The organism is Rugamonas sp. (genome assembly GCF_025354735.1).
Classification (GTDB): Bacteria; Pseudomonadota; Gammaproteobacteria; order Burkholderiales; family Burkholderiaceae_D; genus Rugamonas.
Genome location: NZ_JANXMI010000261.1, coordinates 1 through 22,869, shown reverse-complemented (window position 1 = coordinate 22,869; position 22,869 = coordinate 1). Strand labels below are relative to the sequence as shown.

The window sequence follows — 22,869 nt, the reverse complement described above, 5'->3', positions numbered from 1 at the left end:
CCCAACCATGTTGATTCTGCCGGGCTCCAACGCCCTGTCCGCATTCCGTAGCCAACGCCTGCTCACCCAACTGCAAAACGTGCTGCCCGCCGTCACCGCAGTCCAGGCCCGCTTTGTCCACTTCATCGACGCCGGCGCGCCGCTCACGGCGGACGACAACGACCGTCTGGCCGGCCTGCTGACCTACGGCGAACCGGCCCATGCCGAACAGGCCGACGGCGTGGTCGAAGAATTCTTCGTCATTCCGCGCTTCGGCACGATCTCGCCATGGGCCTCGAAGGCCACCGACATCGCGCACAACTGCGGCATGGCGCACATCAAGCGCGTCGAACGCGGCATCGCCTTCCGCGTCAGCCTCAAAGGCGGCATCCTGGGTACGGGGATAGGCGCGGCGAAGAAATTGAACGCGGACGAAGCGCAGGCCGTCGCCGCGCTGCTGCACGACCGCATGACCGAATCGGTGCTGCGCCATCCGGACGAAGCGGCCGGCTTGTTCCGCACGCTGGATGCGCGTCCGCTGGAACGCATCGACGTCCTCGGCGCCGGCAAGGCCGCGCTGGAAAAGGCCAACACCGATCTGGGTCTGGCGATGTCGGACGACGAAATCGATTATCTCGACGCCGCCTTCACCAAGGCCGGCCGCAACCCGACCGACGTCGAACTGATGATGTTCGCGCAGGCCAACAGCGAGCATTGCCGCCACAAGATCTTCAACGCCGACTGGATCATCGACGGCGTGGCGCAGGACAAGTCGCTGTTCCAGATGATTAAGAACACGCACCAGCTGCAACCGAAGGGCACCATCGTCGCCTACAGCGACAACTCGTCGATCATGGAAGGCGCCGTCGTCTCGCGCTTCTTCCCGCAAGGCGAAGGCCAGGAATACGCGGCGATGACGGAGCTGACGCACACGCTGATGAAGGTCGAAACGCACAATCACCCGACCGCGATTTCGCCCTTCCCCGGCGCCTCCACCGGCGCCGGCGGCGAGATCCGCGACGAGGGCGCGACCGGCCGCGGCGCCAAGCCGAAGGCCGGCCTGACCGGCTTCACCGTCTCCAACCTGATGCTGCCGGGCGCCGTGCAGGCCTGGGAAAACGCGGCCGACGTCACCGCGCCGCAGGACCAGCGCGAGGACGGCGCCGGCGCCAAAGCCTACGGCAAACCGGAACGCATCGCCTCGGCCCTGCAGATCATGATCGACGGCCCGCTCGGCGGCGCCGCCTTCAGCAACGAATTCGGCCGGCCGGTGTTGGGTGGCTACTTCCGCACCTACGAACAAAACATCGGCAAGCAGTTCGCCGGCGCCCACGACACCGTGGTCGGCTACCACAAGCCGATCATGATCGCCGGCGGCATCGGCAACATCTCCGGCCAGCACACCCACAAGGACGACATCCCCGTCGGCAGCCTGCTGGTGCAATTGGGCGGTCCCGGCATGCGCATCGGCATGGGCGGCTCGGCCGCGTCGTCGATGGCGACCGGCTCCAACACGGCCGACCTGGACTTCGACTCGGTCCAGCGCGGCAATCCGGAAATGGAACGGCGCGCGCAGGAAGTCATCAACGCCTGCTGGCAGCTGGGCGCCAACAATCCCATCATCTCGATCCACGACGTCGGCGCCGGCGGCTTGTCGAACGCCTTCCCGGAAATCACCAACGACGCCAAGCGCGGCGCCATCTTCGACCTGCGCAAAATTCCGCTGGAAGAAAGCGGCATGGCGCCGAAGGAAATCTGGTCCAACGAATCGCAGGAACGCTACGTGCTGGCGATCGCGCCGGACAGCCTGGCGGCCTTCAAGGCCATGTGCGAACGTGAACGCTGCCTGTTCGCCGTCGTCGGCACCGCGACCGAGGAGCGCCAGCTCAAGCTGATCGACCCGGAACTGGGCAACGAGCCGGTCGACATGCCGATGGACGTCCTGCTCGGCAAACCGCCGAAGATGCAGCGCGACGTGCACCACGTGCACAACACCTTCCCGGCCATCGACCTGACCGGCATCGCCCTCGAAGAAGCGGCCAAACGCGTGCTGCTGCTGCCGACCGTGGGCGACAAATCCTTCCTCATCACCATCGGCGACCGCACCGTCGGCGGCATGAGCGTGCGCGATCAAATGGTCGGCCCGTGGCAGGTGCCGGTGGCCGATTGCGCCGTCACGTCGATGAGCTTCGAAGGCTATCTGGGCGAAGCGATGGCGATGGGCGAGCGCACGCCGCTGGCCGTCATCAACGCGCCGGCCTCGGGCCGCATGGCCGTCGGCGAGGCGATCACCAACATCGCCGCCGCGTCCATCAACGACATCTCCGACATCAAGCTGTCGGCCAACTGGATGGCCGCCTGCGGCCAGCCGGGCCAGGACGCGGCGCTGTTCGACACCGTCAAGGCGGTCGGCATGGAACTGTGCCCGGCGCTCGGCATCAGCATCCCGGTGGGCAAGGATTCGCTGTCGATGCGCACCACCTGGCGCGATGAAGAAAACGACAGCAAGGCCGTGGTCTCGCCGGTGTCGCTGATCGTCTCGGCCTTCGCGCCGGTGAACGACACGCGCAAATCGCTGACGCCGCAAATCAAGACCGACGCCGGCGACACCGTCATGATCCTGATCGACCTCGGTCGCGGCAAGAACCGCATGGGCGCCTCCGCTTTCGCGCAAGTCATGGGCCAGCTGGGCAACGACGCGCCGGACGTCGACAGCGCCGACGACCTGAAAGCCTTCTTCGCCGCCATCCAGCAGTTGAACGGCGCCGGCAAGCTGCTGGCCTACCACGACCGTTCCGACGGCGGCCTGTATGCGACGCTGGTTGAAATGGCCTTCGCCGGCCGCAGCGGCCTGTCGGTCAACCTCGATATCCTGGCGATGGAAGCGGGCCACGGCGCCGACCATGGCGACGCCAAGAACTGGGCCGGCCAGGTCTCCGAGCGCCGCAACGAGCTGACCCTGCGCGCGCTGTTCACGGAAGAACTGGGCGCCGTCATCCAGGTGCCGGCGGAAGAAAAATCCGTCGTCATGGATGTGCTGCGTTCGCATAACCTGGGCGCGTGCAGCCATATCATCGGCAAGCCGAACGACCGCGGCGTGATCGAATTCACGCGCGACGCGAAAAGCATCTACAAGCAGGAGCGCGCGGTGCTGCACCGCCTGTGGAGCGAAACGAGCTGGCGCATCGCGCGCCTGCGCGACAACCCCGCTTGCGCCGATGCCGAATACGATCGCATTCTGGATCAAGCCGATCCCGGCATCACGCCCAAGCTGACCTTCGACCCGTCGGAAAACATCGCCGCGCCGTTCATCGCCACCGGCGTGCGGCCGCGCGTCGCCATCCTGCGCGAGCAGGGCGTCAACTCGCACATCGAAACGGCCTACGTGATGCACCAGGCGGGCTTCACCGCCGTCGACGTCCACATGAGCGACCTGATCGCCGGCCGCGCCAGGCTCGATGACTTCCAGGGCGTGATCGCCGTCGGCGGCTTCTCCTACGGCGACGTGCTGGGCGCCGGCGAAGGCTGGGCCAAGACCATCTTGTTCAACGCGGCCTTGTCCGAGCAGTTCGCGCGCTTCTTCGCGCGCGGCGACAGTTTTGGTTTGGGCGTGTGCAATGGCTGCCAGATGATGAGCAATCTGAAGTCGATGATCCCGGGCGCGCAGGCGTGGCCGAAGTTCACGACCAACAAATCGGAAAAATTCGAGGGCCGCTTCGCGATGGTGGAAGTGCAGGACTCGCCGTCGATCTTCTTCCAGGGGATGGCCGGCACCCAGAGCGCGATCGCCATCGCGCACGGCGAAGGCTATGCCGACTTCACGCAGACCGGCGACATCGGCGCGGCCGTCGCGGCGATGCGCTTCGTCGACAATCGCGGCGCGCACACGGAAGCCTACCCGTACAATCCGAACGGCTCGCCGCAAGGCTTGACGGCGGTGACCACGGCCGACGGCCGCTTCACGGTGATGATGCCGCACGCCGAGCGCGTGTTCCGCACGGTGCAGCAGTCCTGGCATCCGGAGTCGTGGGGCGAGGATTCGCCGTGGATGCGCATGTTCCGCAACGCGCGCAAGTTCGTCGGCTAAAGTAATACGGAGTCTGACCCCGGCGTCCGCGGCGCCGGTGAAGCGAAGTAAAAAGAGCCGGGTCAGCCCGGCTCTTTTGCGTCAACCGCCAAGGCGCCTCAATCGCAGGCTGGATCCCTTTGTTCGTCGCGCCGCTCGATCCGATACGCGTCGACCTCCGCCAGCCGCATTTCCTCCGGCAGATAGCGGTGCTTGGCGCGGCCGATGCGCTGCGCGCGGTAAATCCCCGTATGTCCGCTGAACAGATAACTGACCACGCACGCCAGCGCCGCGAACGGCGCGATCTCGGGGCCGAATAATTCCATCGCCATCACCGTCGACGCCAGCGGCGTGTTGGCCGCGCCCGCGAACACGGCGACAAATCCCAGCCCCGCCAGCATCGAGAACGGCAGGTGCAGCAGCGGCGCCAGCGCATTGCCGAGCGTCGCGCCGATGTAGAACAGCGGCGTCACCTCGCCGCCTTTGAAACCCGTCCCCAGCGACGCCACCGTGAATCCCAGCTTACCGACGGCATCCCAGATCGGCAACGGTTGCTGGAACGCCTCCACGATCACCGGTATGCCCAGTCCCACATAGCGCTGGGTGCCGACCGCCCACACGGCCAGCGCCACCAGCGCGCCGCCGATGCAGGGCCGCAGCGGCGCATAGGCCACGTGCCGCTTCATGCGGTCCGACAGCCCGTGCGTGGCGCTGGCGAACAGCGCGCCGGTGAGGCCGAAGACCGCGCCCGCCGCCACCGTCAGCGCCAGATTGAGCGCGCCGATGGGCGGCACCAGCGCCACCGCGTAGTGGGTGTGGTGGACGCCCCACATCAGCCCCACCTGGTCGGCCACGATGGCGGCGACGAAGCAGGGCAGGATGGCGTCGTAGCGCATGCGGCCGATGGCCAGCACTTCGAGGCCGAAGATGGCGCCGGCCAGCGGCGTGCCGAACACCGACGCGAATCCGGCGCTCATGCCGGCCATGATCAGCAGCCGGCGCTGGCGCCGCGCCAGGCGGAAAACGTGGGTCAGCTGGTCGGCCAGCGCGGCGCCCATCTGCACCGCCGTGCCTTCGCGCCCGACCGAGGCGCCGAACAAGTGCGACACCACGGTGGCGCCCAGCACCAGTGGCGCCATGCGCAGCGGGATGACGTTTTTCGGATCGTGGATTTCGTCGAGCAGCAGGTTGTTGCCCGCTTCGACGCTGCTGCCGATGCGCAGATAGATCCAGCCGACGGCCAGGCCGGCCAGCGGCAGCAGCCAGATGATCGCCGGGTGGGCGAGGCGCCAGCCGGTGGCCCATTCCAGCGCGTACAGGAAGAAGGCCGATGCCGAGCCGGCCAGGATGGCGACGATGACGGCGAGCGCCAGCCACTTGGCCATGTAGGGCAGCAGGTCGAATTGTTCGGGGAGGCGGGATGGTTTCATGGGCCGGATTGTCGATGTGGATAAACCCGGGCATGTCGGCAAGTGGCGCGCGCCTACAGCTTCCATGTCCCGGAAGGTCTGTAGGCATCATCAGCTGCCCGGCAATGCGGGCGGCGGTTCGGGTGTCGGCGTCGACACCGGGGAGGAATGCCATCTCCGTCGTGCAGCGCCATAGTACCAAGTTTTATCCGGCCCGACAAACGCCGTGGGAAGGCGGCCGATTGGACCATATCGTTTATACCGTTTGCGGGTCCGCTTTTTAGCGGTTTGTTGTTTCTGCCACTTTGATGACGCGATTGTTTCAATTCGGGGTCAATCGCAGTAGTGTCGTCTCAATAGATTGATAGAACACAAGTTTTAGCGACGTGTACACTCATCGGGAGACGTTTATGCTGTCGAACTTCAAGGTTGGCACCCGGCTCGGGTTGGCGTTCTTTCTGTTGACGATGCTGTCGGTGGCGCTGGGCTGGATCGCGATACAGGAAACCTCGGCGATGAAGGAACAGTGGCTGACCATCAAGGAAGATGCGCTGGCCAAGCGCAACGCCACCAACCGCGGCACCATGGCGCTCAGTTCCGGCATCCACCACTTCAAGAACTTCATCCTGCGCGGCGGCGATTACGGGCGCCAGTTCGGCGTCGACATGACGGCCGTCGAACACATCGCCGACGATTACAAGGCCACCGGTTTCCTCACGCCGGACGAAGACAAATTGATGGCGCAGTTGCGCGACGGCGCGGCCGCCTACCGGCGCGACATGGAAACGCTGGTGGCCATGCGCGCCAAGACCGAGAATCCGATCGAGCTCGATAAGGCCGTCGCCGGCGCCGACAAGGTGATCTCGGCGGCGCTGGCCAGCCTGACGGAAAAAACCGACGAATCGCTCAAGCGCGCCGACCAGCGCATGACGGAAGTGAGCGCGGAAGCGCAGGCCCGCGTGATCGAGACGCTGGCCGTGATCGTGGTGTTGACCATCGCCGCCGGCGTCTTCATGACGATGTCCATCACGCGCCCTATCGGCAAGGCGGTGGTGGTGGCCGAGACGCTGGCGCGGGGCGACCTCAATATCGACATCGGCGCCACCACCGCCGACGAAACCGGCCAGCTGCTGGCGGCCATGAAAAACATGATCGCCACGCTCAAGCAGGTGATCGAGGGCCAGCACAAGGTCGTCAACGCTGCCAATCGCGGCGACTTCGAGGCGCGCATCGAAATGGCCGGCCTGCAGGGCTTCCAGAAGGAGATGGGCGAGGGCCTGAACAATCTGGTCACCACCACCGGCGCCAGTATCCGTGACGTGGTGCGCGTGATGGGCGCGATGTCGGACGGCGACTTGAGCAAGACCATCGACAAGCGGTACGAGGGCGCCTTCGCGCAGCTCAAGGAGTACTGTAACAACACCGTTTCCAAGCTGGCGCAGGTGGTGACGGAGGTGAACAGCAGCGCCGAGGCGCTGGCCAGCGCCTCCGAGGAAATCAGCGCCACCGCGCAGACGCTGTCGCAGGCCGCCAGCGAGCAGGCCGCCGGCGCCGAGGAAACCAGCGCCTCCATCGAGCAGATGACGGCGTCGATTTCGGCCAACACGGAAAACGCCAAGGTCACCGACGGCATCGCCAGCACGGCGGCCAAGGAGGCGGTCGAGGGCGGCCAGGCGGTGCGCTCGACGGTGGCGGCGATGCAGCAGATCGCCAAGAAAATCCAGATCATCGACGACATCGCCTACCAGACCAATTTGCTGGCGCTGAACGCGGCCATCAAGGCGGCCCGCGCCGGCGAACATGGCAAGGGCTTCGCCGTGGTCGCGGCCGAGGTGCGCAAGCTGGCCGAACGCAGCCAGCTGGCGGCGCAGGAAATCGAACAGGTGGCCACCAGCAGCGTCGACCTGGCCGAGAAGGCCGGCCGGCTGCTCGACCAGATGGTGCCGAATATCCGCAAGACGTCGGACCTGGTGCAGGAGATCACGGCGGCGTCGGAAGAACAGTCGGCCGGCGTGGGGCAGATCAACGCCGCCGTCGGGCAGCTGAGCCAGACCACGCAGCAGAACGCGTCGAGCTCGGAGCAGCTGGCGGCGACGGCCGAGGAAATGAGCGGCCAGGCCGAGCAGCTGCAAAACGCGATGTCCTTCTTCAAGCTGGCCGGCGTGGCCGCTTATCAGGGTGGCGGTCGCGGACAGCCGCCGCGCGGCGGGCGGAAATCATCGGCTCACAGCCACGGCGGCAATCCGCGCGTGATGGCCGTTGCCGATGTCGACGAAACGCAGTTCGTGAAATTCTGAGCGGCGGTCAAACAGGATAAACGATATAAATCGTTTAGCGGAACAGGCTATGCTCTTTGAGGACGGCGAGGAAAATTTCCTCATGCCGTCCGATGCACCTTCGGATGGCCGTCGGCACATCTTCCCGGGTCTTTTTGCAGAGGCCCAGCTGCTTGTCGAACTGGATATCCAAACCCCTGGCCGTGACCGCGTCGTTCGGGCTGGGCCGGATGCGCAGGGTCGCGCCCAGTTGCTCCTGTAGGCGATTGATGGTGCGCTGCAAGCCTTCATAAGTATCGATGCTATCGATGTGTTTGATGAGCTTGATCTCTTCCTTGCGCGTCAGTTGCAGGATGCGGGCATCGGCGCCGGTCGCGTCCCGCAAGGTCTCGCGCTCGCAGTCGCACGCGCCCGGAGGACAGGGCTGGCGTAGCGGGGGGACTTCGGCGTGCAGCATGGTGTTCACGGCGGCGGTGCGGGTGCTGGCTGGGACTCAAATTCTAACGCGAACGGCGCGCGCCGGGGCAAACGCGTCAGCCCTTTTTCAAATGCTTGTAGGCTTCGCGATAGCTGAGCGCCGGCAGGTGCACGCGCTCGGCGTCGAGGAAGGCGCGGGTGGCGTCGGGCGCGTGGTGGGCGTAGTCGCGCAGCGCCCAGCCGATGGCTTTCTGGATGAAAAACTCCTTCTCCGGCGACAGCGCCAGCGCATACGAAAACAGGCGTTCGACGTCGGTGCGGCCGCGCCGTCCCAGCTGGTGCAGCATGGCGATGCGGCGCACCCAGAAGCTGGGATGGCGCAGCGCCGCGTCCATGCCGCTGTGCGATTCGTGCAGCACGTCGCCGACGATGGCGGCCAGGCCGTCGACCGTGTCCCACCACGGTTTGCGCTGTGCCAGCGCCAGCAGCGCCGGTATGTGGTCGGTGCCCAACTCGCGCCAGTGCAGCATCAGCAAATCGAGGGCGGCGTACTGGTATTCGCGCTCGGGCCGGTCCCACAGCGACGAGGCGCAGGCCAGCAGCAGCTTCGGCCCCGAGCCTTGCAGCGGTTTCAACAGAGGTCGCAGCGCCAGCCGCCGTTGCGGCGTCGGGATGCCGATGAAGACGAACTGCTCGCGCATATAGGCGCGCATGGCGGCGCGGCGCTCGGGCTGGGCGGCGCCTTGCAGCGCCAGGTTGACGGCATCGAAAAAAGCGTGGTCCATGGCGGCCTGGAAGGTGGCGTGGGAGGTGTAGCGGCGGGGCGAAAAAAAACGCTCCCGAAGAAGCGTTCTTGAGCGGCACCGGCGATTATTTCACCGTGGCTTTTTTCAGCAGTTCGTCGCGGTAGGCGGCGATTTTTTGCTGTTGCAGCATCTCTTCGATGCGGCCCTTGACCTGTTCCAGCGGCGGGATCTGCACCGGGCGCGATTCCTCGACCTTGATGACGTGGTAGCCGAACTCGGACTTGACCGGGGTGTCGGTCATCTGGCCGGGCTTGAGGGCGACCATGGCGTCGGCGAATGGCTTGACCAGTTTGCCGGGAGTGACCCAGCCGAGGTCGCCGCCGTTGTTGGCCGAGCCGTCTTTCGACACCTTGGCCAGCTCGTCGAACTTGCCGCCGGCCTTGATCTTGGCGATGATGTCCTTCGCTTGCGCTTCGGTCTCGACCAGGATGTGGCGGGTGTGGTATTCGGTGCCGGCGTTGGCGGCCTTGACCTTTTCATACTCGGCCTTGACTTCGCCATCCTTGAGCGGATGCTTCTTGACGTAGTCGCCCAGCATGGCGTTGATGATGATGCTCTGGCGCGCGTTTTCCACTTGCGCCTTGACGTCGGCGTGGGTGCCGAAGCCTTGCTTGTCGGCTTCCTGGACCAGCACTTCGCGGCCGATCAATTCCTTCTTGGCCGCTTCGCGCAGCTGCGGCGAATCCGGCTGCTTGCCCTGGGCGATGACTTGCTGGACCATCTGGTCTACGCGCGATGTCGGAATGGCCTTGCCGTTGACGGTGACGGCGGTTTGGGCGAAAGAGGGTGCGGCGGCGATCGCGCACAAGGCTAACAACAGGCGGGCTGGCTTCACAATCATTATCACATCCTATAAATAAACAAGAGAGCACGCCGGACGGGCCGGACGCAGGGTCTAACGTGAAACCGGCGCCCTGGAGGGGCGCCGGCGGGGTCCAGCTTACTGGACTTTTGCTTTCTTGACCAACTCAGCCTGGTAGGCTTGCAGCTTGTCCTGGGTCAGTTTTTCCGCGATTTGCGGCTTCACTTCTTCCAGCGTCGGCAGCTTGGCGGCGCGGATGTCGTCCACTTTGATGACGTGGAAGCCGTTCGGGCTCTGCACCGGCTTGTCGGTGTACTGGCCTTTTTGCAGGCCGACGAAGGCGTCCGAGAATACTTTCGGGAACGACGACGGGGTGGCCCAGTCGAGGTCGCCGCCGTTCGATGCCGAACCGGTGTCTTTCGACAGCTTGGCCAGGTCCTCGAACTTGGCGCCGCCCTTGAGCTTGGCGATCACGTCGTTCGCTTCCGCTTCGGTGCCCAGCAGGATGTGGCGCACATGGTATTCCTTGTCGCCGGCCTGGGCCGTGAACTTGTCGTACTCGGCCTTGACGGCGGCGTCCGTCACCGGGTTTTTCTTGACGTAGTCGCCGACCAGGGCGTTGATGATGATGGCTTGGCGGGCGTTTTCGATTTGCGCTTTGACGGCCGCATCCTTGCCGAAACCTTCTTTTTCCGCTTCCTGCATCATCACTTCGCGGCCGATCAAGTCTTTCTTGATGAGCTCGCGCAGCTGTGGCGAGTCAGGTTGCTGGCCTTGGGCCACAACTTGCTTGACGACGGCGTCAACGCGGGAAGTAGGGATGGCTTTACCGTTCACCACGGCGACGTTTTGAGCAAAAGCGGGAGCGGCGACAACGGCGAGCAGGGCGAGCAGCAAACGGGCTGGCTTGAAGGTCATTATTAATTCCTGTAAAGGGAAAAGTTGCGTAAATATGCGAGGAGGAGGTCTATCGTTTATGCGTCGTGTTAATACGTCTTATAAGCGGATCGACCGGCGCCTTGCGCTACATCATACTTCGGACGGTGCCAGTGCGGTAATGGCCAATGCATGAATTTCTTTATGCATCATATCGTGCACGGAATCATACACGAGTCGATGTCTTGTAACCAGTTTCAAACCCTCAAAACGGGCCGAAACGATACGTAAATTGTAATGGCCGCCACCGGAGGCGGCTCCGGCGTGGCCGGCGTGCAGGGCGGAGTCGTCGTCGAGCACGATTTCCTGCGGTTCCAGCGCCGCCTGCAGGCGCTGGCGGAGTAGTTCGATGCGGGTATCGTTCATGCTTCTTCGTCCTTCATATGTTTCGATAAATACAGGGTTTGGATCACGATAAACACGAACATGATGGAGGTGGAACCGAAGGCTTTGAAACTGACCCAGGCACTGGTATTGCCCTTAAACAAAACAAAGGCGACATACAGATTCAAAAAGCCCATGGCCGTAAAGAAGGCCATCCACGCCAGATTGACGCGCCGCCAGATCGGATCCGGCAACTGGATCACGTGTTCCATCGACTTGCGCATCAGATTCTTTTTGAATAGCAACTGGCCGCCGATCAGGCTCAGCGCGAAGCACCAATAGATCACCGTCAGCTTCCATTTAATGAAATCTTCGTCGTGGAAATAAATCGTCAGGCCGCCGAAGAAGGCGAACATGAACAGCGACATCCACAGCACGAAGTCGACCTTGCGGCGGCGGGCCAGCACGTAGCTGATTTGCAACACGGTGGCGGCGATGCCGGCCAGCGTGGCGATCACGATGGCCGACTGGTCGGCCGTGACGGAGCCGCCCGAGATCATGCCGCCCATGTGGGCGTTGATCCAGGTTTGCGCCAGTTCGGCGTTCATGCCGGCCCATTTATAGGAAATGAAGAAGACCAGCAGCGGGAAGAAGTCGAACAGGAATTTCATGATGGCGTGGAGGTCGGGTGATGATGATTGGTTTTATTTTTATTATGGCGGATTATTGCGGGTCGAAGCGCAGCGACGCCGAATTGATGCAATAGCGCAGGCCGGTCGGCGGCGGGCCGTCCGGGAACACGTGGCCCAGGTGGGCGTCGCAGACGGCGCAGATGATCTCGGTGCGCACCATGCCGTGGGCGCGGTCGACCTTTTCGATGACGTTGGCCGGGTCCAGCGCCTTGAAATAGCTCGGCCAGCCGCAGCCGGAATCGAATTTGGCGTCGGACTCGAACAGCGGCGTGTCGCAGCAGACGCAGGTATAGATGCCGTGCTCGTGGTGGTCCCAGAACTTGCCGGTGAAAGCGCGTTCGGTGGCGGCGTGGCGCGTCACCTGGTATTCCATCGGGTCCAGCGCGGCGCGCCATTCGGCGTCGGTCTTTTGTACTTTGTCGGTCATGGTTACTCTCTTTCGGGGTCAGGAGGAACAGCTCACTTCGAGGTGGCTGGCCCAGTCGGGCGGCAGCGCCGCGTATGATTCGTGCTCGGGCTGTTCGTCGAACGGCTTTTGCAGCACGGTCAGCAGGCGCGCCAATTCACTGTAGTCTTTATTTTGCGCTTTTTCGATGGCAACTTGCGCCAGGTAGTTACGCAGTATGTATTTGGGGTTGACCGCGTCCATCGCAAGCTTGCGCGCCGCGTCGCCGCGGCCTTCCTGGCGCAGGCGGTCGCGGTAGCGCTCGGCCCAGGCGTCGAAGGCGGGCCGGTCCAGGAACAGGTCGCGCAGCGGCGCGTCCTGCGCCGGGTCTTGCGCGCGCAGATTGCCGAGGCGGCGGAAGAACAGCGTGAAGTCGACGTGATTGTCCTGCATCAGCGTGAACATGGCGTCGAACAGCATGCGGTCGTCTTCCTGCTGTTCGGGCGAGGCGGCGCGCGCCAGCCCCAGCTTGGCCAGCATCAGCTCGTCGATCTTGGCGCCGAACTCCGGCTGGTAGACGTCGAGCGCCCGCTGCGCCGCGTCGGTGTCGCCTATCAAGGGCAGCAGCGCCTGGCCCAGCGCGTAACAATTCCAGTGGCCGATCTGCGGCTGCATGGCGTAGGAATAGCGGCCTTGCTGGTCGGTGTGGTTGCAGATGTGCTGGGCGTCGAAGGCTTCCATGAAGCCGTAGGGGCCGTAGTCCAGCGTCAGGCCGAGGATGGACATATTGTCCGTGTTCATCACCCCGTGCATGAAACCGACGGCCTGCCAGTGCGCGATCATGTGCGCGGTGCGGCGCGTGACCGCTTCCAGCAAGCCCTGGTAGGGATTGGCGGTGGCGGCCAGTTGCGGGTAGAAGCGGGCGATCACATAATCGGCCAGCAACTTCAACTGTTCCGGCTTGTCCTTGTGGAACCAGTGCTCGAAAGAACCGAAGCGCACGAAGCTGGGCGCCATGCGCAACACGACGGCCGAGGTTTCCGGCGTTTCGCGCATGATGTACTGGTCCGAGCCCGCGACGGACAGTGCGCGCGACGTTGGGATGCCGAGCGCGTGCATCGCCTCCGAGCACAGGAATTCGCGGATCGACGAGCGCAGCACGGCGCGGCCGTCGCCCATGCGCGAATACGGCGTCATGCCGGCGCCCTTGAGCTGCAATTCCATGGGGCCGGCCGTGCTGGCCATATCGCCCAGCAAGATCGCGCGGCCATCGCCGAGCTGGCCGGCCCAGACGCCGAACTGGTGGCCGGAATAGACGGCCGCCAGCGGACGGGCGCTGTCGGGCACGGCATTGCCGGCCAGCAGGGCGACGAAATCGGCTTCGGCCAGGCGCGCCGGGTCGAGGCCGAGCAGGGCGGCGGCGGGCGTGCTGACCCCGACCAGATACGGCGCCGGCAGCGGCGTCGGCATCAGCCGGGTGTAGAAGTCCGGGGGCAGCGTTGCGAACGAGTTGTCCAGCGGCAGGTTGGCGGCGGTAGCGGTAATGGCGGTTCCAGTCATTCAATAAGCTGCGATTGTCCGCTCGGCGAGGGGGATTCGGAATTTTACCGCAGAGTGGCGATACTATCGGGCCAAACTCGCGTTTTGCACGGACCGTTACACTCGGTAACGCACTGTTACGCGCGCTCACATCGGTTTTGAGCGGCGTTGCCGGTCGCGCCGGGCGCTGGTGCGGCGCAACATCGAAATACATTGACGCTGCCGCCACCGCGTTCGACACTCGTTCCCCATCAGACAATATTGCAGGAGCGCCCATGTCGACTTATCCGCGGAGCCCGGTGATGGGCCAGATGATGGACCAGCCGCTGCTCATTTCCAGCATCATCACCTTCGCCGCGCGCCACTATGGCGGCAGCGAAATCGTCTCGCGCCGCATCGAAGGCGACCTGCACCGCTACACTTTCGCCGACTGCCATAGTCGCGCGCGCCGCCTGGCCAACGCCTTGCAAGCGCTGGGCGTGCAAATGGGCGAGCGCGTCGCCACGCTGGCCTGGAACGGTTATCGGCATCTGGAGGCATATTACGCGGTGTCCGGCTCGGGCGCCGTCTTGCACACCATCAATCCGCGCCTGCATCCCGAGCAGATCGCCTATATCGCCAATCACGCCGAAGACCAGTACCTGCTGTTCGACCTGACTTTTTTGCCGCTGGTGGAAGCGATCGCGCCGCATTGCCAGACCGTGAGGGGCTGGATACTGATGTGCGACCGCGACCGCATGCCGGCCGCCAGCAAGATCGCCGGCCTGATGTGCTACGAAGACTTGATCGACAGCCACACCGACGATTACGCCTGGCCGCTGTTCGACGAAAACTCGGCTGCCACGCTGTGCTACACCTCCGGCACCACGGGCCATCCCAAGGGCGCCCTGTATTCGCACCGCTCGACCGTGTTGCACGCCTATGGTTCCGCGCTGCCGAACGCCCTGAATGTGTCGTCGCAAGACACGGTGATGCCGGTGGTGCCCATGTTCCACGTCAACGCCTGGGGCTTGCCGTATTCGGTGCCGCTGTCGGGCGCCAAACTGGTGTTTCCCGGCGCCGCGCTGGACGGCAAGTCGGTCTACGAATTGTTCGAGAGCGAGCGCGTGACGTTCTCGGCCGGCGTGCCGACCGTCTGGCTGGGCCTGATTAATTACGCGCTGCAAAATCAGCTGAAGTTTTCGACCTTCCGCCGCACCGTGATCGGTGGCTCGGCCTGCCCGCCGGCCATGATGGACACGCTGATCGATGAATTCGGCGTCGACGTGATCCACGGTTGGGGCATGACGGAAATGTCGCCGCTGGGCACCACCGGCGGTTTGATGTGCAAGCATTTGAGCTTGCCGAAAGAGGCGCAGCGCAAGGTGTTGCAAAAGCAGGGGCACGCCGTGTATGGCGTAGACATGAAGATAGTCGACGACGATGGTGTGGAATTGCCGTGGGATGGCGTGCAATATGGGCATCTGCTGGTCCAAGGACCGTGGATCATTGCGCGCTATTTCAAGGACGAGGGCGGCGACGTGCTGCAAGACGGCTGGTTCCCCACGGGCGACGTCGCCACCATCGATGCCGACGGTTATATGCAGATCACCGACCGCAGCAAGGACGTCATCAAGTCCGGCGGCGAGTGGATAGGCACCATCGACCTGGAAAACATCGCCGTCGCGCATCCGGCCGTGATGCAGGCGGCCTGCATCGGCATCGCGCATCCGAAGTGGGACGAGCGGCCGCTGCTGGTGGTCGTGTTGCGGCCGGGGCAGGCAGTGAGCCGCGAGCAATTGCTCGCTTATTTCGACGGCAAGATCGCCAAATGGTGGTTGCCGGACGACGTGGTGTTCGTCGAGGCGCTGCCGGTCGGCGGCACCGGCAAGATCCAGAAAAACAAGCTGCGCGAACAGTTCAGGGATTACCGCCTGCCGACAGCCTGAGCGGTTTCTGCGATATCACGCGACGACATACGACCGCGCGCCGATCACGCCGCCGCGGCCGTCGCCCCCGGCATCGCCAGCGCCAGCTTTTGCAACAGCCGTTCGCACTCGAACACGCACAGGGTTTGGTGCGCCTTGTCGCCTTCGGCGTCGATATCGATCACTTCATCCATTTCGTTGCGCAGATCGGCCGGGCCGCTATTGTTGCGCATCATCTTGGGCGCGGCGAAACGCTTGCTGTCGTCGATGGTCATGATGTTTTCGACGGCGTCGACCAGCAAGCCGTAGCGCTCCTCGCCGCGCTCGACGATGAGGATTTTCGCCCGCGCCAGATTATCGAGTTCCGCCATGCCGTACAGGCGGCGCAGGTCGACCACGCTAATCATCTGTTGGCGCAGATTGAGCATGCCGCGCATGAAGGGCGGCATGCCGGGCGTGCTCGTCACGGCGCTGGAAAAATCGATGATTTCGCGCACCTGCTTGATTTCCACCGCAAACGTGTTTTCCAGCGCGAAGGTAATGTAGACCTGGCGCAAGGCCTTGCGTTTATCGCGTTGCTGCGCCTTTTCGACCGCCTTGGCTTCGTCGGGGTAGAGGTTGGCGTGGCCATTGCGCATCTCGATGATCTCGGTGTTGGAGAAAATTCCGCGATGATCGAGGAAGATGATGTCGCCCAGCTCCGGCCGCGAAATGCAACCGCCGAACATGCCGGCCCGCGCCTTGCTCAGCAACGGTATCGGCATCACTTCGTCCGGGTAAAAATGGACGATGTTATCGACCGAATCGACCAGGAAGCCAACCGTTGCATCGTCGATGCGGGCGACCACGATGCGCTGGCTGGGCAGCGGCACGCGCGCGCCGTCGGCACCGGCTGTGGCGGTCTTGGCCGCCCTGGCAGTATCGCCGCCCAGCAACACGGCGAAGTCGACCACCGCCACCGGACTGCCGCGAAAATTGATGCGCCCCATGCACAGCTGGCTGTTCAAGATGGAGGTGTGCAATTCCGGCACATTGATGATTTCCTGGATCGCCGCCATGTCAAAGGCGAAGCTGCTGTCGCCGACGCGGAAGCTGACGCACTGGCGCCGCTGCGCCGCCGCGTGGAACTGGCGCTGATCCAGCTTGCGGCTGGCGGCCTTGAGCGCCAGCACATGGGGCACGTTTTCTATCTGCGCCAGCGCGGCCGGATTGAGCACTTGCACCAGCCGTTCGCCGTCGTCGAGCAAGATGGTGCCGGCGATCACGCCCTGGACGGCGCCGTGTTGATAGCTGAGGCTGCTGCGCTGCTCGGCCCGCACACGCAGGATTTCGCCGGTGTCGTGGAATAGTATGCCGACCAGCACTTGCTGGAAGTCGAGGATGGCGATTTTGTGGCTGCGCTCGGCCGGCGGGGCGTCGGGACGGAACACGCGGCCCAGATTGACCACCGGAATGACCGTGCCGCGCAGCGTGAACACGCCCTCGAGGAAGGGTGGCGACAGCGGCAGGGCGCTCATCTTGTCCGGGAAGTTGACCACTTCACGGATGCAGCTGGCCGGCAGCGCGAACTCATCGGCGCCCAGCATGAAGGAACCGAACAGCTCGACGGCCGGCGCCGCCGGAGCGGCCACCGCCACGGTGGCGGTCACGGCCACTTCGCTGTCCAGGTCCAGGATTGCATGTATCTCGGCGACGTCAGACATGGTCGTAGGCGCTTTCCGGCGTGAGGGCCACCAGGTCCGTGATGGAGAAGGTCTGGTCGGTGCAATCGATCTGCATTTGCCGCCCGCGTTTGCCGCCCAGGTCGGTGTAGCGCACGTTCAAGCCACACTGTTGCAGATATTTTTGCGCGGCGGCCACGTTTTGCTGGCCGATCCGCAGCCGGCTCGATTCGCCGCCGAACATGCTGGCGCCGCCCGCCAGTATCACTTCCACGTCCGGATAATCTTCCACGCGCACGCCCATCAGGCGCAGCAGCGACGGCACCGCCTGGCTGACGTAGCGCGCGCCCAGGCACGCGTCCTCTTGCGGCGCTTCCGGCAACAGGCAGTGGGCCAGGCCGCAGCGCCCGCCTTTTTTCCAGATAAAGCCGATGCCGACGCAGGAGCCGAGCACGGCCTGCAGCCGTTCGGAGTGGCAGCCGATCTTCAGCTGACCCATGCCGACCTGATGGGGCTGTTGTTCTCGTTGTTGGTTCATCATGCCGCGGCCTCGTCTAGTTTGTAGATCATGGTTTGCTCGAACTGGTAAGCCGTTTCCAGGCGGCTGATGGTTTCCGACTCGCCCAGGATCAGCCGGGCGTGCGGCGCCATGCTGTGTCGGGCTTGCTGCAACACCGTCTTCTGGTGTTCGATGTCGAAATAGATCAGCACATTGCGCAGGAAAATCAAATCGAAGCGCTGCGCCGGCCGCAAGGGCTGGAGCAGGTTGTGCTGGCCGAAGCTGACGTGTTTCTTCAGCTCGTCGGGCACGCGCGCGACTTTGCCGGTCACGATGAAATACTTTTTAAACAAGTCGGGATGGGAACTTTGCAGGCGTTCCACCGAACGGCCCTCGTACTGGCCGGCGGCGGCCTGGCCCAGGATTTGCTGCGAAATATCGGTGGCGTGGATGTGATAGCGGAACGCCGGCGTGCCCAGCTTGAATTGCTCGCACAACATGGCGATCGAGTACAGCTCCTCGCCGCTGGCGGCGGCGGCCGACCAGATGTGGAGCGTCTTGCCGTGGTGGGCGGCCCACCAGTCCGGCAAGTAGCGGCCGGCGAAATAGTCCCACACCTGCGGCGTGCGGAAAAACAGGGTGTCGTTGGTGGTCACGAGGTCGATGAAATGCGGGATTTCGGCACCATCGCGCTCAACCCGGTCCAGATAATCCTGATAGCTGCTGAGCGACAAGGCTTGCATGCGGGGGCGCAGACGGCGCTCCAGCAGCACGCTCTTGCGCTCCGTCATCGCGATGCCGGTGTGCTTGCGCACCAGCACGATGAGTTTCGCCAGGATGGTGGGGTTGAGTTCCATCGTCGTTACACCACGAAACCGGAAACGATCTGGTTCAGGCCGCCGGCGCGTTCATTGAGCGCATCGATGGAGCGGGCGATGCTTTCGCACGAGGCCGCCGATTTTTCCGTTTCCTCGGCGATGTACTGGATCGCCGTGCTCACTTCGCGCGCCGTCAGCGACTGTTCGTTGGCCGCGTGCGAGATGTCGGAAATAGCTTGCGTGGTCTTGGCCACGCCGGAGACGATCTTGTCGAAGGCGTCGCTGGCCTGTTTGGAAATTTCGCTGCCGGTCGAGACGCGTTTGACCGATTCATTTATCAGCTTGGAAATTTCCTTGGTCGCTTGCGAGGAGCGCTCGGCCAGCTTGCGCACCTCGTCGGCGACGACCGAGAAGCCGAGGCCGTGTTCGCCGGCGCGGGCCGCTTCGATGGCGGCGTTGAAGGCCAGCATATTGGTCTGATTGGCGATTTCGCTGATGACCTTGACGATTTCGCCGATGTCTTCCGACGAGCGGTTGATGAGGTCCATGGCCTCGATCGATTTGGCGACTGCCTTGGCGCCGGCTTCGGCCTCGAGCTGCGTGGCTTTGGCGAGCTGGTCGGCGTTGGAGGTGTTTTCGGCGATGGTGGTGATGGAATTGGTCAGGCCGTCGATGGACGCGTTCATTTCCTCGACGGTGGCGCCCAGCGCCTGGGTGCCGACGGCCACGCCGGTCGAGCGTTCGGCGATGGCGGTCGAAGCGTCGACAAAGCCGTTGGCGGCGCCGACCACGTTGCCGATCACCGAGCGCAGGTCGGCGATCATCTTGCTGATGCCGCCGGCCAGCAGGTCCAGCGGCTCCGTGCCGTCGACCACGATGTTGCACGTCAGGTCGCCCTTGGCGGCCTGGGCCACCGATGCGAGCAGCACATCGACCTTGTGATTGTCGCTGGCGGCCTTGGCCTGGACGCTGTTTTCCAGATTGACCTGCTCGGTGATGTCGATGGCGAATTTCACCACCTTATAAGCTTTGCCATTCAAATCGAGGATGGGATTATAGGTAGCCTGTATCCATACCACTTTGCCATGATTGCCGATGCGTTTATAGCGGCCGCCTTCGAATTCGCCGCGTGCCAGTTTTTGCCAGAACTTTTTATATTCGGGGCTGTTGCTGAATTCCGGCTCGACGAATATGCGGTGGTGATCGCCCTTGATGTCGTCGAGTTCATAACCCATGACATTGAGGAAATTCTCATTGGCGGTGAGTATTTTGCCGCTGAGGTCGAACTCAATCACGGCCTGCGAGCGCTCGATGGCGTCGACCTTGCCGGAAAATTCGGCGCCTTGCCGTTTCACCTCGGTGATGTCGGTGGCGAACTTGATGACTTTGTAGGCCTTGCCGTTGGCGTCGATGATGGGGTTGTAAGAGGCGTTGATCCACACCTCCTCGCCGTCCTTGCGGACCCGCTTGAACAGGCCGCGACTGAACTCGCCCCTGCCGAGGCGGGCCCAAAGGTCTTTGTATTCGGCCGAGTTGGCGTATTCCGCTTCGCAGAAGATGGCATGGTGCTTGCCCTGCACCTCGGCCAGCGTATAGCCTAGCGTGCGCAGGAAGTTTTCGTTGGCGTGGAGGATGGTGCCGTCCAGGTCGAACTCGATCAGGGCCTGCACCCGGTTCAGCGCCGTGTTGATCGCTTGAATGTCCAGGTCTTGCGAGACGATTACTTGAGTAGATGCATCCATATTGGTTCCCGTTATAATTGGAGAGAATTTAAATACTGTTATATTTGGAGAGATTTTAATGCGCGTTATATTTGGAGAGAATTAATGTGGTGAAAGTTTCCTGCGTGTGTATATTATTTATCTCATTCAAATTTAATTCAAGCGCCGAAATAAGGTTCGGATCATTTAAATACACTCTATTGGGGAAAGCCTGAAAATCATCGTGGCCTATTGTCTGTTCATCTACGCCGATTTGATAGTCGCCTCCGAAAACAATATGGCTGCATGAGCTGGATTGATGGTAACTATTAATGAAAATATTAATGAAAAATACATATTGCATTGGTCACAGCGGTGCGGGGCGGAGGCCGCAAACATGGCATTCAGCAAAAAAATAATACGACCGTTCTTTTGTGCGGTATAGTGAGAAATTCCGCATACCGATCCGTTTTTACTAACGTTTTCACTAAACCAACAAGGAAGAGACATGAGCGCCGATTACCAAGTCCACGGTTCCGTTGCCGTCATTACGCTGAATAACCCGCCGGTCAACGGCATGGGCCTGGCCACGCGCACGGCCGCCGTCGACGGCATCGAGCGGGCGCTGGCGGACGAGGCCGTCAAAGCCATCGTCATCACCGGCGCCGGCAAGGCGTTCTCGGGCGGCGCCGACATCAAGGAATTCAACACGCCGCAGGCGCTGGCCGAGCCGAACCTGCACACCCTGATCGCCACGGCCGAAGGCTCGACCAAGCCGGTGGTGGCCGCCATCCACACCGTCTGCATGGGCGGCGGGCTGGAACTGGCGCTCGGCTGCCATTACCGCGTGGCGATGCCGGGCGCCCAGATCGCGCTGCCGGAAGTGAAGCTGGGCCTGCTGCCGGGCGCCGGCGGCACCCAGCGCCTGCCGCGCGTGCTGGGCCTGGAAATGGCCTTGAACATGATTGTTTCCGGCACGCCGGTGGCGTCGGAAAAGCTGGCCAAGGCCGGCCTGTTCGATGAACTGTTCGGCGCCGACGCCGATTTGCTGACGTCGGCCGTCGCCTTTGCCGAAAAAATCGCCGCTATCCGGCCGCTGCCGAAAGTGCGCGACCGCCGGGTCGATTATCCGAACCACGAAGCGTTTTTGCAGTTCTCGCGCAATACGGTGAAAGCCATGTCGGGTCCGTATCCGGCGCCGCTGGAATGCGTGGAAACGGTGGCCGCGTCCGTCACGATGAAGTTTGAAGACGGCCTCAAGTTCGAGCGCGAGCGCTTCATCCACCTGATCCAGACCACCGAATCGAAGGCGCTGCGCCACGCCTTCTTCGCCGAACGCATCGCCGGCAAGGTGCCGGACGTGCCGGCCGACACGCCGGTGCGCGCCATCAAGAGCGCGGCCGTGATCGGCGCCGGCACCATGGGCGGCGGTATCGCGATGAACTTCGTCAACGCCGGCATTCCGGTGGTGATGCTGGAAACCACGCAGGAAGCGCTCGACAAAGGCCTGGCGACCATCCGCAAGAATTACGACAACACCATGAAGAAGGGCAAGCTGACGCAGGAAAAGTTCGACCAGCGCATGGCTTTGCTGAGCGGTACGCTGTCGTATGACGAGATCGGCCAGGCCGACATCGTCGTCGAAGCCGTGTTCGAGGACATGGGCGTCAAGGAAACCGTGTTCCGCCAACTCGATCGGGTGATGAAGCCGGGCGCCATCCTGGCATCGAACACGTCCACGCTGGACTTGAACCGGATCGCCGCTTTCACGGCGCGGCCGCAGGATGTGATCGGGACCCACTTCTTCAGCCCGGCCAACGTGATGAAGCTGCTGGAAATCGTGCGCGGCGCCCAGACCGGCAAGGACGTGCTGGCGACCACGCTGGCGCTGTCGAAAAAACTGAAGAAGACCGGCGTCGTTTCCGGCGTGTGCGACGGCTTCATCGGCAACCGCATGATAGAGCAATACAGCCGGCAAGCCGGCTTCCTGCTGGAAGAAGGCTGCTTGCCGGAGCAGGTCGACAAGGCGGTCGAGAAATTCGGCTTCGCGATGGGGCCGTTCCGCATGGGCGACCTGGCCGGCAACGACATCGGCTGGTATATCCGCAAGCGCCGCTACATCGAGTCGCCCGACATCAGTTATTCGAAAACCGCCGACCTGCTGTGCGAAATGGGCCGCTACGGCCAGAAGAGCGGCGCCGGCTGGTACGACTACAAGGCGGGCGACCGCAAGGCTTATCCGAACGAGCAGGTCAATGCGATGATCGTCCAGCATTCGGCCGACCTCGGCGTGGGGCGGCGCAAGGTCGGCGACCAGGAAATCGTCGAGCGGCTGGTGTATTCCATGGTCAACGAGGCGGCGCTGATATTGGAGGAGGGCATCGCCATGCGCGCCTCCGACATCGATATGGTGTATTTGACCGGCTATGGCTTCCCGCTGTTCCGCGGCGGACCGATGTTCTACGCCGACACGGTCGGCTTGCCGAACGTGCTGTCGGCCATCGAGAAATATGCGCGCGGCCTTCACGGCGAGGCGTGGAAGGCGGCGCCGCTGCTGCTCCGGCTAGCCAGGGAAGGCCAGACCTTCAACGGTTGACTCCGCACCGCATCGACCCACACCAGGCACAGGCCGCCGCCCGTCGCAAGTGCGCGG

17 protein-coding genes and 1 riboswitch are annotated in these 22,869 nt (G+C 63.2%); of the genes, 4 read left to right on the top strand and 13 right to left on the bottom strand.

Going from position 1 to position 22,869, the window contains the following annotated elements; all coding sequences use genetic code 11:
• Positions 1–7: 7 nt before the first annotated feature.
• Positions 8–4,066, top strand: a complete 4,059-nt coding sequence (gene purL / locus Q0S71_RS21325; RefSeq protein WP_296000131.1) for a phosphoribosylformylglycinamidine synthase — start codon at positions 8–10, stop codon at positions 4,064–4,066.
• Positions 4,067–4,164: 98 nt separating this feature from the next.
• Here purL and Q0S71_RS21320 read toward each other — a convergent pair whose 3' ends face one another.
• A complete protein-coding gene (locus Q0S71_RS21320; protein ID WP_296000129.1) occupies positions 4,165–5,475 on the bottom strand; it encodes a voltage-gated chloride channel family protein in 1,311 nt (436 codons plus the stop codon).
• A 74-nt stretch (positions 5,476–5,549) separates the two neighbouring features.
• Positions 5,550–5,642: riboswitch (Fluoride riboswitch) on the bottom strand.
• A gap of 222 nt (positions 5,643–5,864) precedes the next feature.
• Here Q0S71_RS21320 and Q0S71_RS21315 point away from each other — a divergent pair.
• Positions 5,865–7,751: a methyl-accepting chemotaxis protein gene (locus tag Q0S71_RS21315; protein ID WP_296000127.1), complete on the top strand. Its 1,887-nt coding sequence runs from the start codon at positions 5,865–5,867 to the stop codon at positions 7,749–7,751.
• Positions 7,752–7,785: 34 nt separating this feature from the next.
• On the opposite strand, the gene Q0S71_RS21310 is transcribed toward Q0S71_RS21315, so the two are convergent.
• From Q0S71_RS21310 to Q0S71_RS21275, 8 genes are all read right to left on the bottom strand, one after another.
• Positions 7,786–8,187 (bottom strand): hypothetical protein, encoded by a 402-nt coding sequence (locus Q0S71_RS21310; protein ID WP_296000143.1) that lies wholly within the window; start codon positions 8,185–8,187, stop codon positions 7,786–7,788.
• A 76-nt stretch (positions 8,188–8,263) separates the two neighbouring features.
• Positions 8,264–8,932 carry a DNA alkylation repair protein gene (locus Q0S71_RS21305; protein WP_296000126.1) on the bottom strand — a complete coding sequence of 223 codons (669 nt, stop codon included), beginning with the start codon at positions 8,930–8,932 and terminating at the stop codon, positions 8,264–8,266.
• A gap of 85 nt (positions 8,933–9,017) precedes the next feature.
• Complete coding sequence (locus Q0S71_RS21300) at positions 9,018–9,794, bottom strand: peptidylprolyl isomerase (protein ID WP_296000125.1); 777 nt, start codon at positions 9,792–9,794, stop codon at positions 9,018–9,020.
• Positions 9,795–9,893: 99 nt separating this feature from the next.
• Entirely contained in the window at positions 9,894–10,673 is a 780-nt protein-coding gene (locus Q0S71_RS21295; RefSeq protein WP_296000123.1) for a peptidyl-prolyl cis-trans isomerase, read from the bottom strand.
• 111 nt (positions 10,674–10,784) lie between these two features.
• Positions 10,785–11,057, bottom strand: coding sequence for a BolA family transcriptional regulator (locus Q0S71_RS21290; protein ID WP_296000122.1), 273 nt, complete (start codon positions 11,055–11,057; stop codon positions 10,785–10,787).
• Positions 11,054–11,686, bottom strand: coding sequence for a septation protein A (locus Q0S71_RS21285; protein WP_296000121.1), 633 nt, complete (start codon positions 11,684–11,686; stop codon positions 11,054–11,056). The genes Q0S71_RS21290 and Q0S71_RS21285 overlap by 4 nt, the downstream gene beginning before the upstream one ends.
• 52 nt (positions 11,687–11,738) lie before the next feature.
• Positions 11,739–12,134, bottom strand: coding sequence for a peptide-methionine (R)-S-oxide reductase MsrB (gene msrB, locus Q0S71_RS21280; protein ID WP_296000120.1), 396 nt, complete (start codon positions 12,132–12,134; stop codon positions 11,739–11,741).
• Positions 12,135–12,152: 18 nt separating this feature from the next.
• Positions 12,153–13,652 (bottom strand): YdiU family protein, encoded by a 1,500-nt coding sequence (locus Q0S71_RS21275; protein ID WP_296000118.1) that lies wholly within the window; start codon positions 13,650–13,652, stop codon positions 12,153–12,155.
• Between the two features lie 254 nt (positions 13,653–13,906).
• Here Q0S71_RS21275 and Q0S71_RS21270 point away from each other — a divergent pair, with 254 nt between their 5' ends.
• Positions 13,907–15,559, top strand: a complete 1,653-nt coding sequence (locus Q0S71_RS21270) for a 3-(methylthio)propionyl-CoA ligase (RefSeq protein ID WP_296000117.1) — start codon at positions 13,907–13,909, stop codon at positions 15,557–15,559.
• Between the two features lie 44 nt (positions 15,560–15,603).
• On the opposite strand, the gene Q0S71_RS21265 is transcribed toward Q0S71_RS21270, so the two are convergent.
• Genes Q0S71_RS21265 through Q0S71_RS21250 form a run of 4 tightly spaced genes read right to left on the bottom strand, consistent with a single transcriptional unit; the run spans position 15,604 to position 20,258 of the window.
• Positions 15,604–17,241 carry a chemotaxis protein CheW gene (locus Q0S71_RS21265; RefSeq protein WP_296000115.1) on the bottom strand — a complete coding sequence of 546 codons (1,638 nt, stop codon included), beginning with the start codon at positions 17,239–17,241 and terminating at the stop codon, positions 15,604–15,606.
• A complete protein-coding gene (locus Q0S71_RS21260; protein WP_296000114.1) occupies positions 17,234–17,740 on the bottom strand; it encodes a chemotaxis protein CheD in 507 nt (168 codons plus the stop codon). Before Q0S71_RS21260 ends, Q0S71_RS21265 begins: the two co-directional genes overlap by 8 nt.
• Positions 17,737–18,555 (bottom strand): protein-glutamate O-methyltransferase CheR, encoded by an 819-nt coding sequence (locus Q0S71_RS21255; protein ID WP_296000112.1) that lies wholly within the window; start codon positions 18,553–18,555, stop codon positions 17,737–17,739. The genes Q0S71_RS21260 and Q0S71_RS21255 overlap by 4 nt, the downstream gene beginning before the upstream one ends.
• Positions 18,556–18,560: 5 nt before the next feature.
• On the bottom strand, positions 18,561–20,258 hold the full coding sequence (locus Q0S71_RS21250) for a PAS domain-containing methyl-accepting chemotaxis protein (protein WP_296000111.1): 1,698 nt from the start codon (positions 20,256–20,258) through the stop codon (positions 18,561–18,563).
• Between the two features lie 466 nt (positions 20,259–20,724).
• Here Q0S71_RS21250 and Q0S71_RS21245 point away from each other — a divergent pair, with 466 nt between their 5' ends.
• Positions 20,725–22,812, top strand: coding sequence for a 3-hydroxyacyl-CoA dehydrogenase NAD-binding domain-containing protein (locus tag Q0S71_RS21245; RefSeq protein ID WP_296000098.1), 2,088 nt, complete (start codon positions 20,725–20,727; stop codon positions 22,810–22,812).
• The last annotated feature ends 57 nt before the right edge of the window (positions 22,813–22,869 follow it).

What these genes read in the sequence shown, in the direction of transcription:
- purL (WP_296000131.1), top strand. Translation starts at nt 8, where the DNA reads ATGTTGATTCTGCCGGGCTCCAACGCCCTGTCCGCATTCCGTAGCCAA.
- Q0S71_RS21320 (WP_296000129.1), bottom strand. Translation starts at nt 5,475, where the DNA reads ATGAAACCATCCCGCCTCCCCGAACAATTCGACCTGCTGCCCTACATG.
- Q0S71_RS21315 (WP_296000127.1), top strand. Translation starts at nt 5,865, where the DNA reads ATGCTGTCGAACTTCAAGGTTGGCACCCGGCTCGGGTTGGCGTTCTTT.
- Q0S71_RS21310 (WP_296000143.1), bottom strand. Translation starts at nt 8,187, where the DNA reads ATGCTGCACGCCGAAGTCCCCCCGCTACGCCAGCCCTGTCCTCCGGGC.
- Q0S71_RS21305 (WP_296000126.1), bottom strand. Translation starts at nt 8,932, where the DNA reads ATGGACCACGCTTTTTTCGATGCCGTCAACCTGGCGCTGCAAGGCGCC.
- Q0S71_RS21300 (WP_296000125.1), bottom strand. Translation starts at nt 9,794, where the DNA reads ATGATTGTGAAGCCAGCCCGCCTGTTGTTAGCCTTGTGCGCGATCGCC.
- Q0S71_RS21295 (WP_296000123.1), bottom strand. Translation starts at nt 10,673, where the DNA reads ATGACCTTCAAGCCAGCCCGTTTGCTGCTCGCCCTGCTCGCCGTTGTC.
- Q0S71_RS21290 (WP_296000122.1), bottom strand. Translation starts at nt 11,057, where the DNA reads ATGAACGATACCCGCATCGAACTACTCCGCCAGCGCCTGCAGGCGGCG.
- Q0S71_RS21285 (WP_296000121.1), bottom strand. Translation starts at nt 11,686, where the DNA reads ATGAAATTCCTGTTCGACTTCTTCCCGCTGCTGGTCTTCTTCATTTCC.
- msrB (WP_296000120.1), bottom strand. Translation starts at nt 12,134, where the DNA reads ATGACCGACAAAGTACAAAAGACCGACGCCGAATGGCGCGCCGCGCTG.
- Q0S71_RS21275 (WP_296000118.1), bottom strand. Translation starts at nt 13,652, where the DNA reads ATGACTGGAACCGCCATTACCGCTACCGCCGCCAACCTGCCGCTGGAC.
- Q0S71_RS21270 (WP_296000117.1), top strand. Translation starts at nt 13,907, where the DNA reads ATGTCGACTTATCCGCGGAGCCCGGTGATGGGCCAGATGATGGACCAG.
- Q0S71_RS21265 (WP_296000115.1), bottom strand. Translation starts at nt 17,241, where the DNA reads ATGTCTGACGTCGCCGAGATACATGCAATCCTGGACCTGGACAGCGAA.
- Q0S71_RS21260 (WP_296000114.1), bottom strand. Translation starts at nt 17,740, where the DNA reads ATGATGAACCAACAACGAGAACAACAGCCCCATCAGGTCGGCATGGGT.
- Q0S71_RS21255 (WP_296000112.1), bottom strand. Translation starts at nt 18,555, where the DNA reads ATGGAACTCAACCCCACCATCCTGGCGAAACTCATCGTGCTGGTGCGC.
- Q0S71_RS21250 (WP_296000111.1), bottom strand. Translation starts at nt 20,258, where the DNA reads ATGGATGCATCTACTCAAGTAATCGTCTCGCAAGACCTGGACATTCAA.
- Q0S71_RS21245 (WP_296000098.1), top strand. Translation starts at nt 20,725, where the DNA reads ATGAGCGCCGATTACCAAGTCCACGGTTCCGTTGCCGTCATTACGCTG.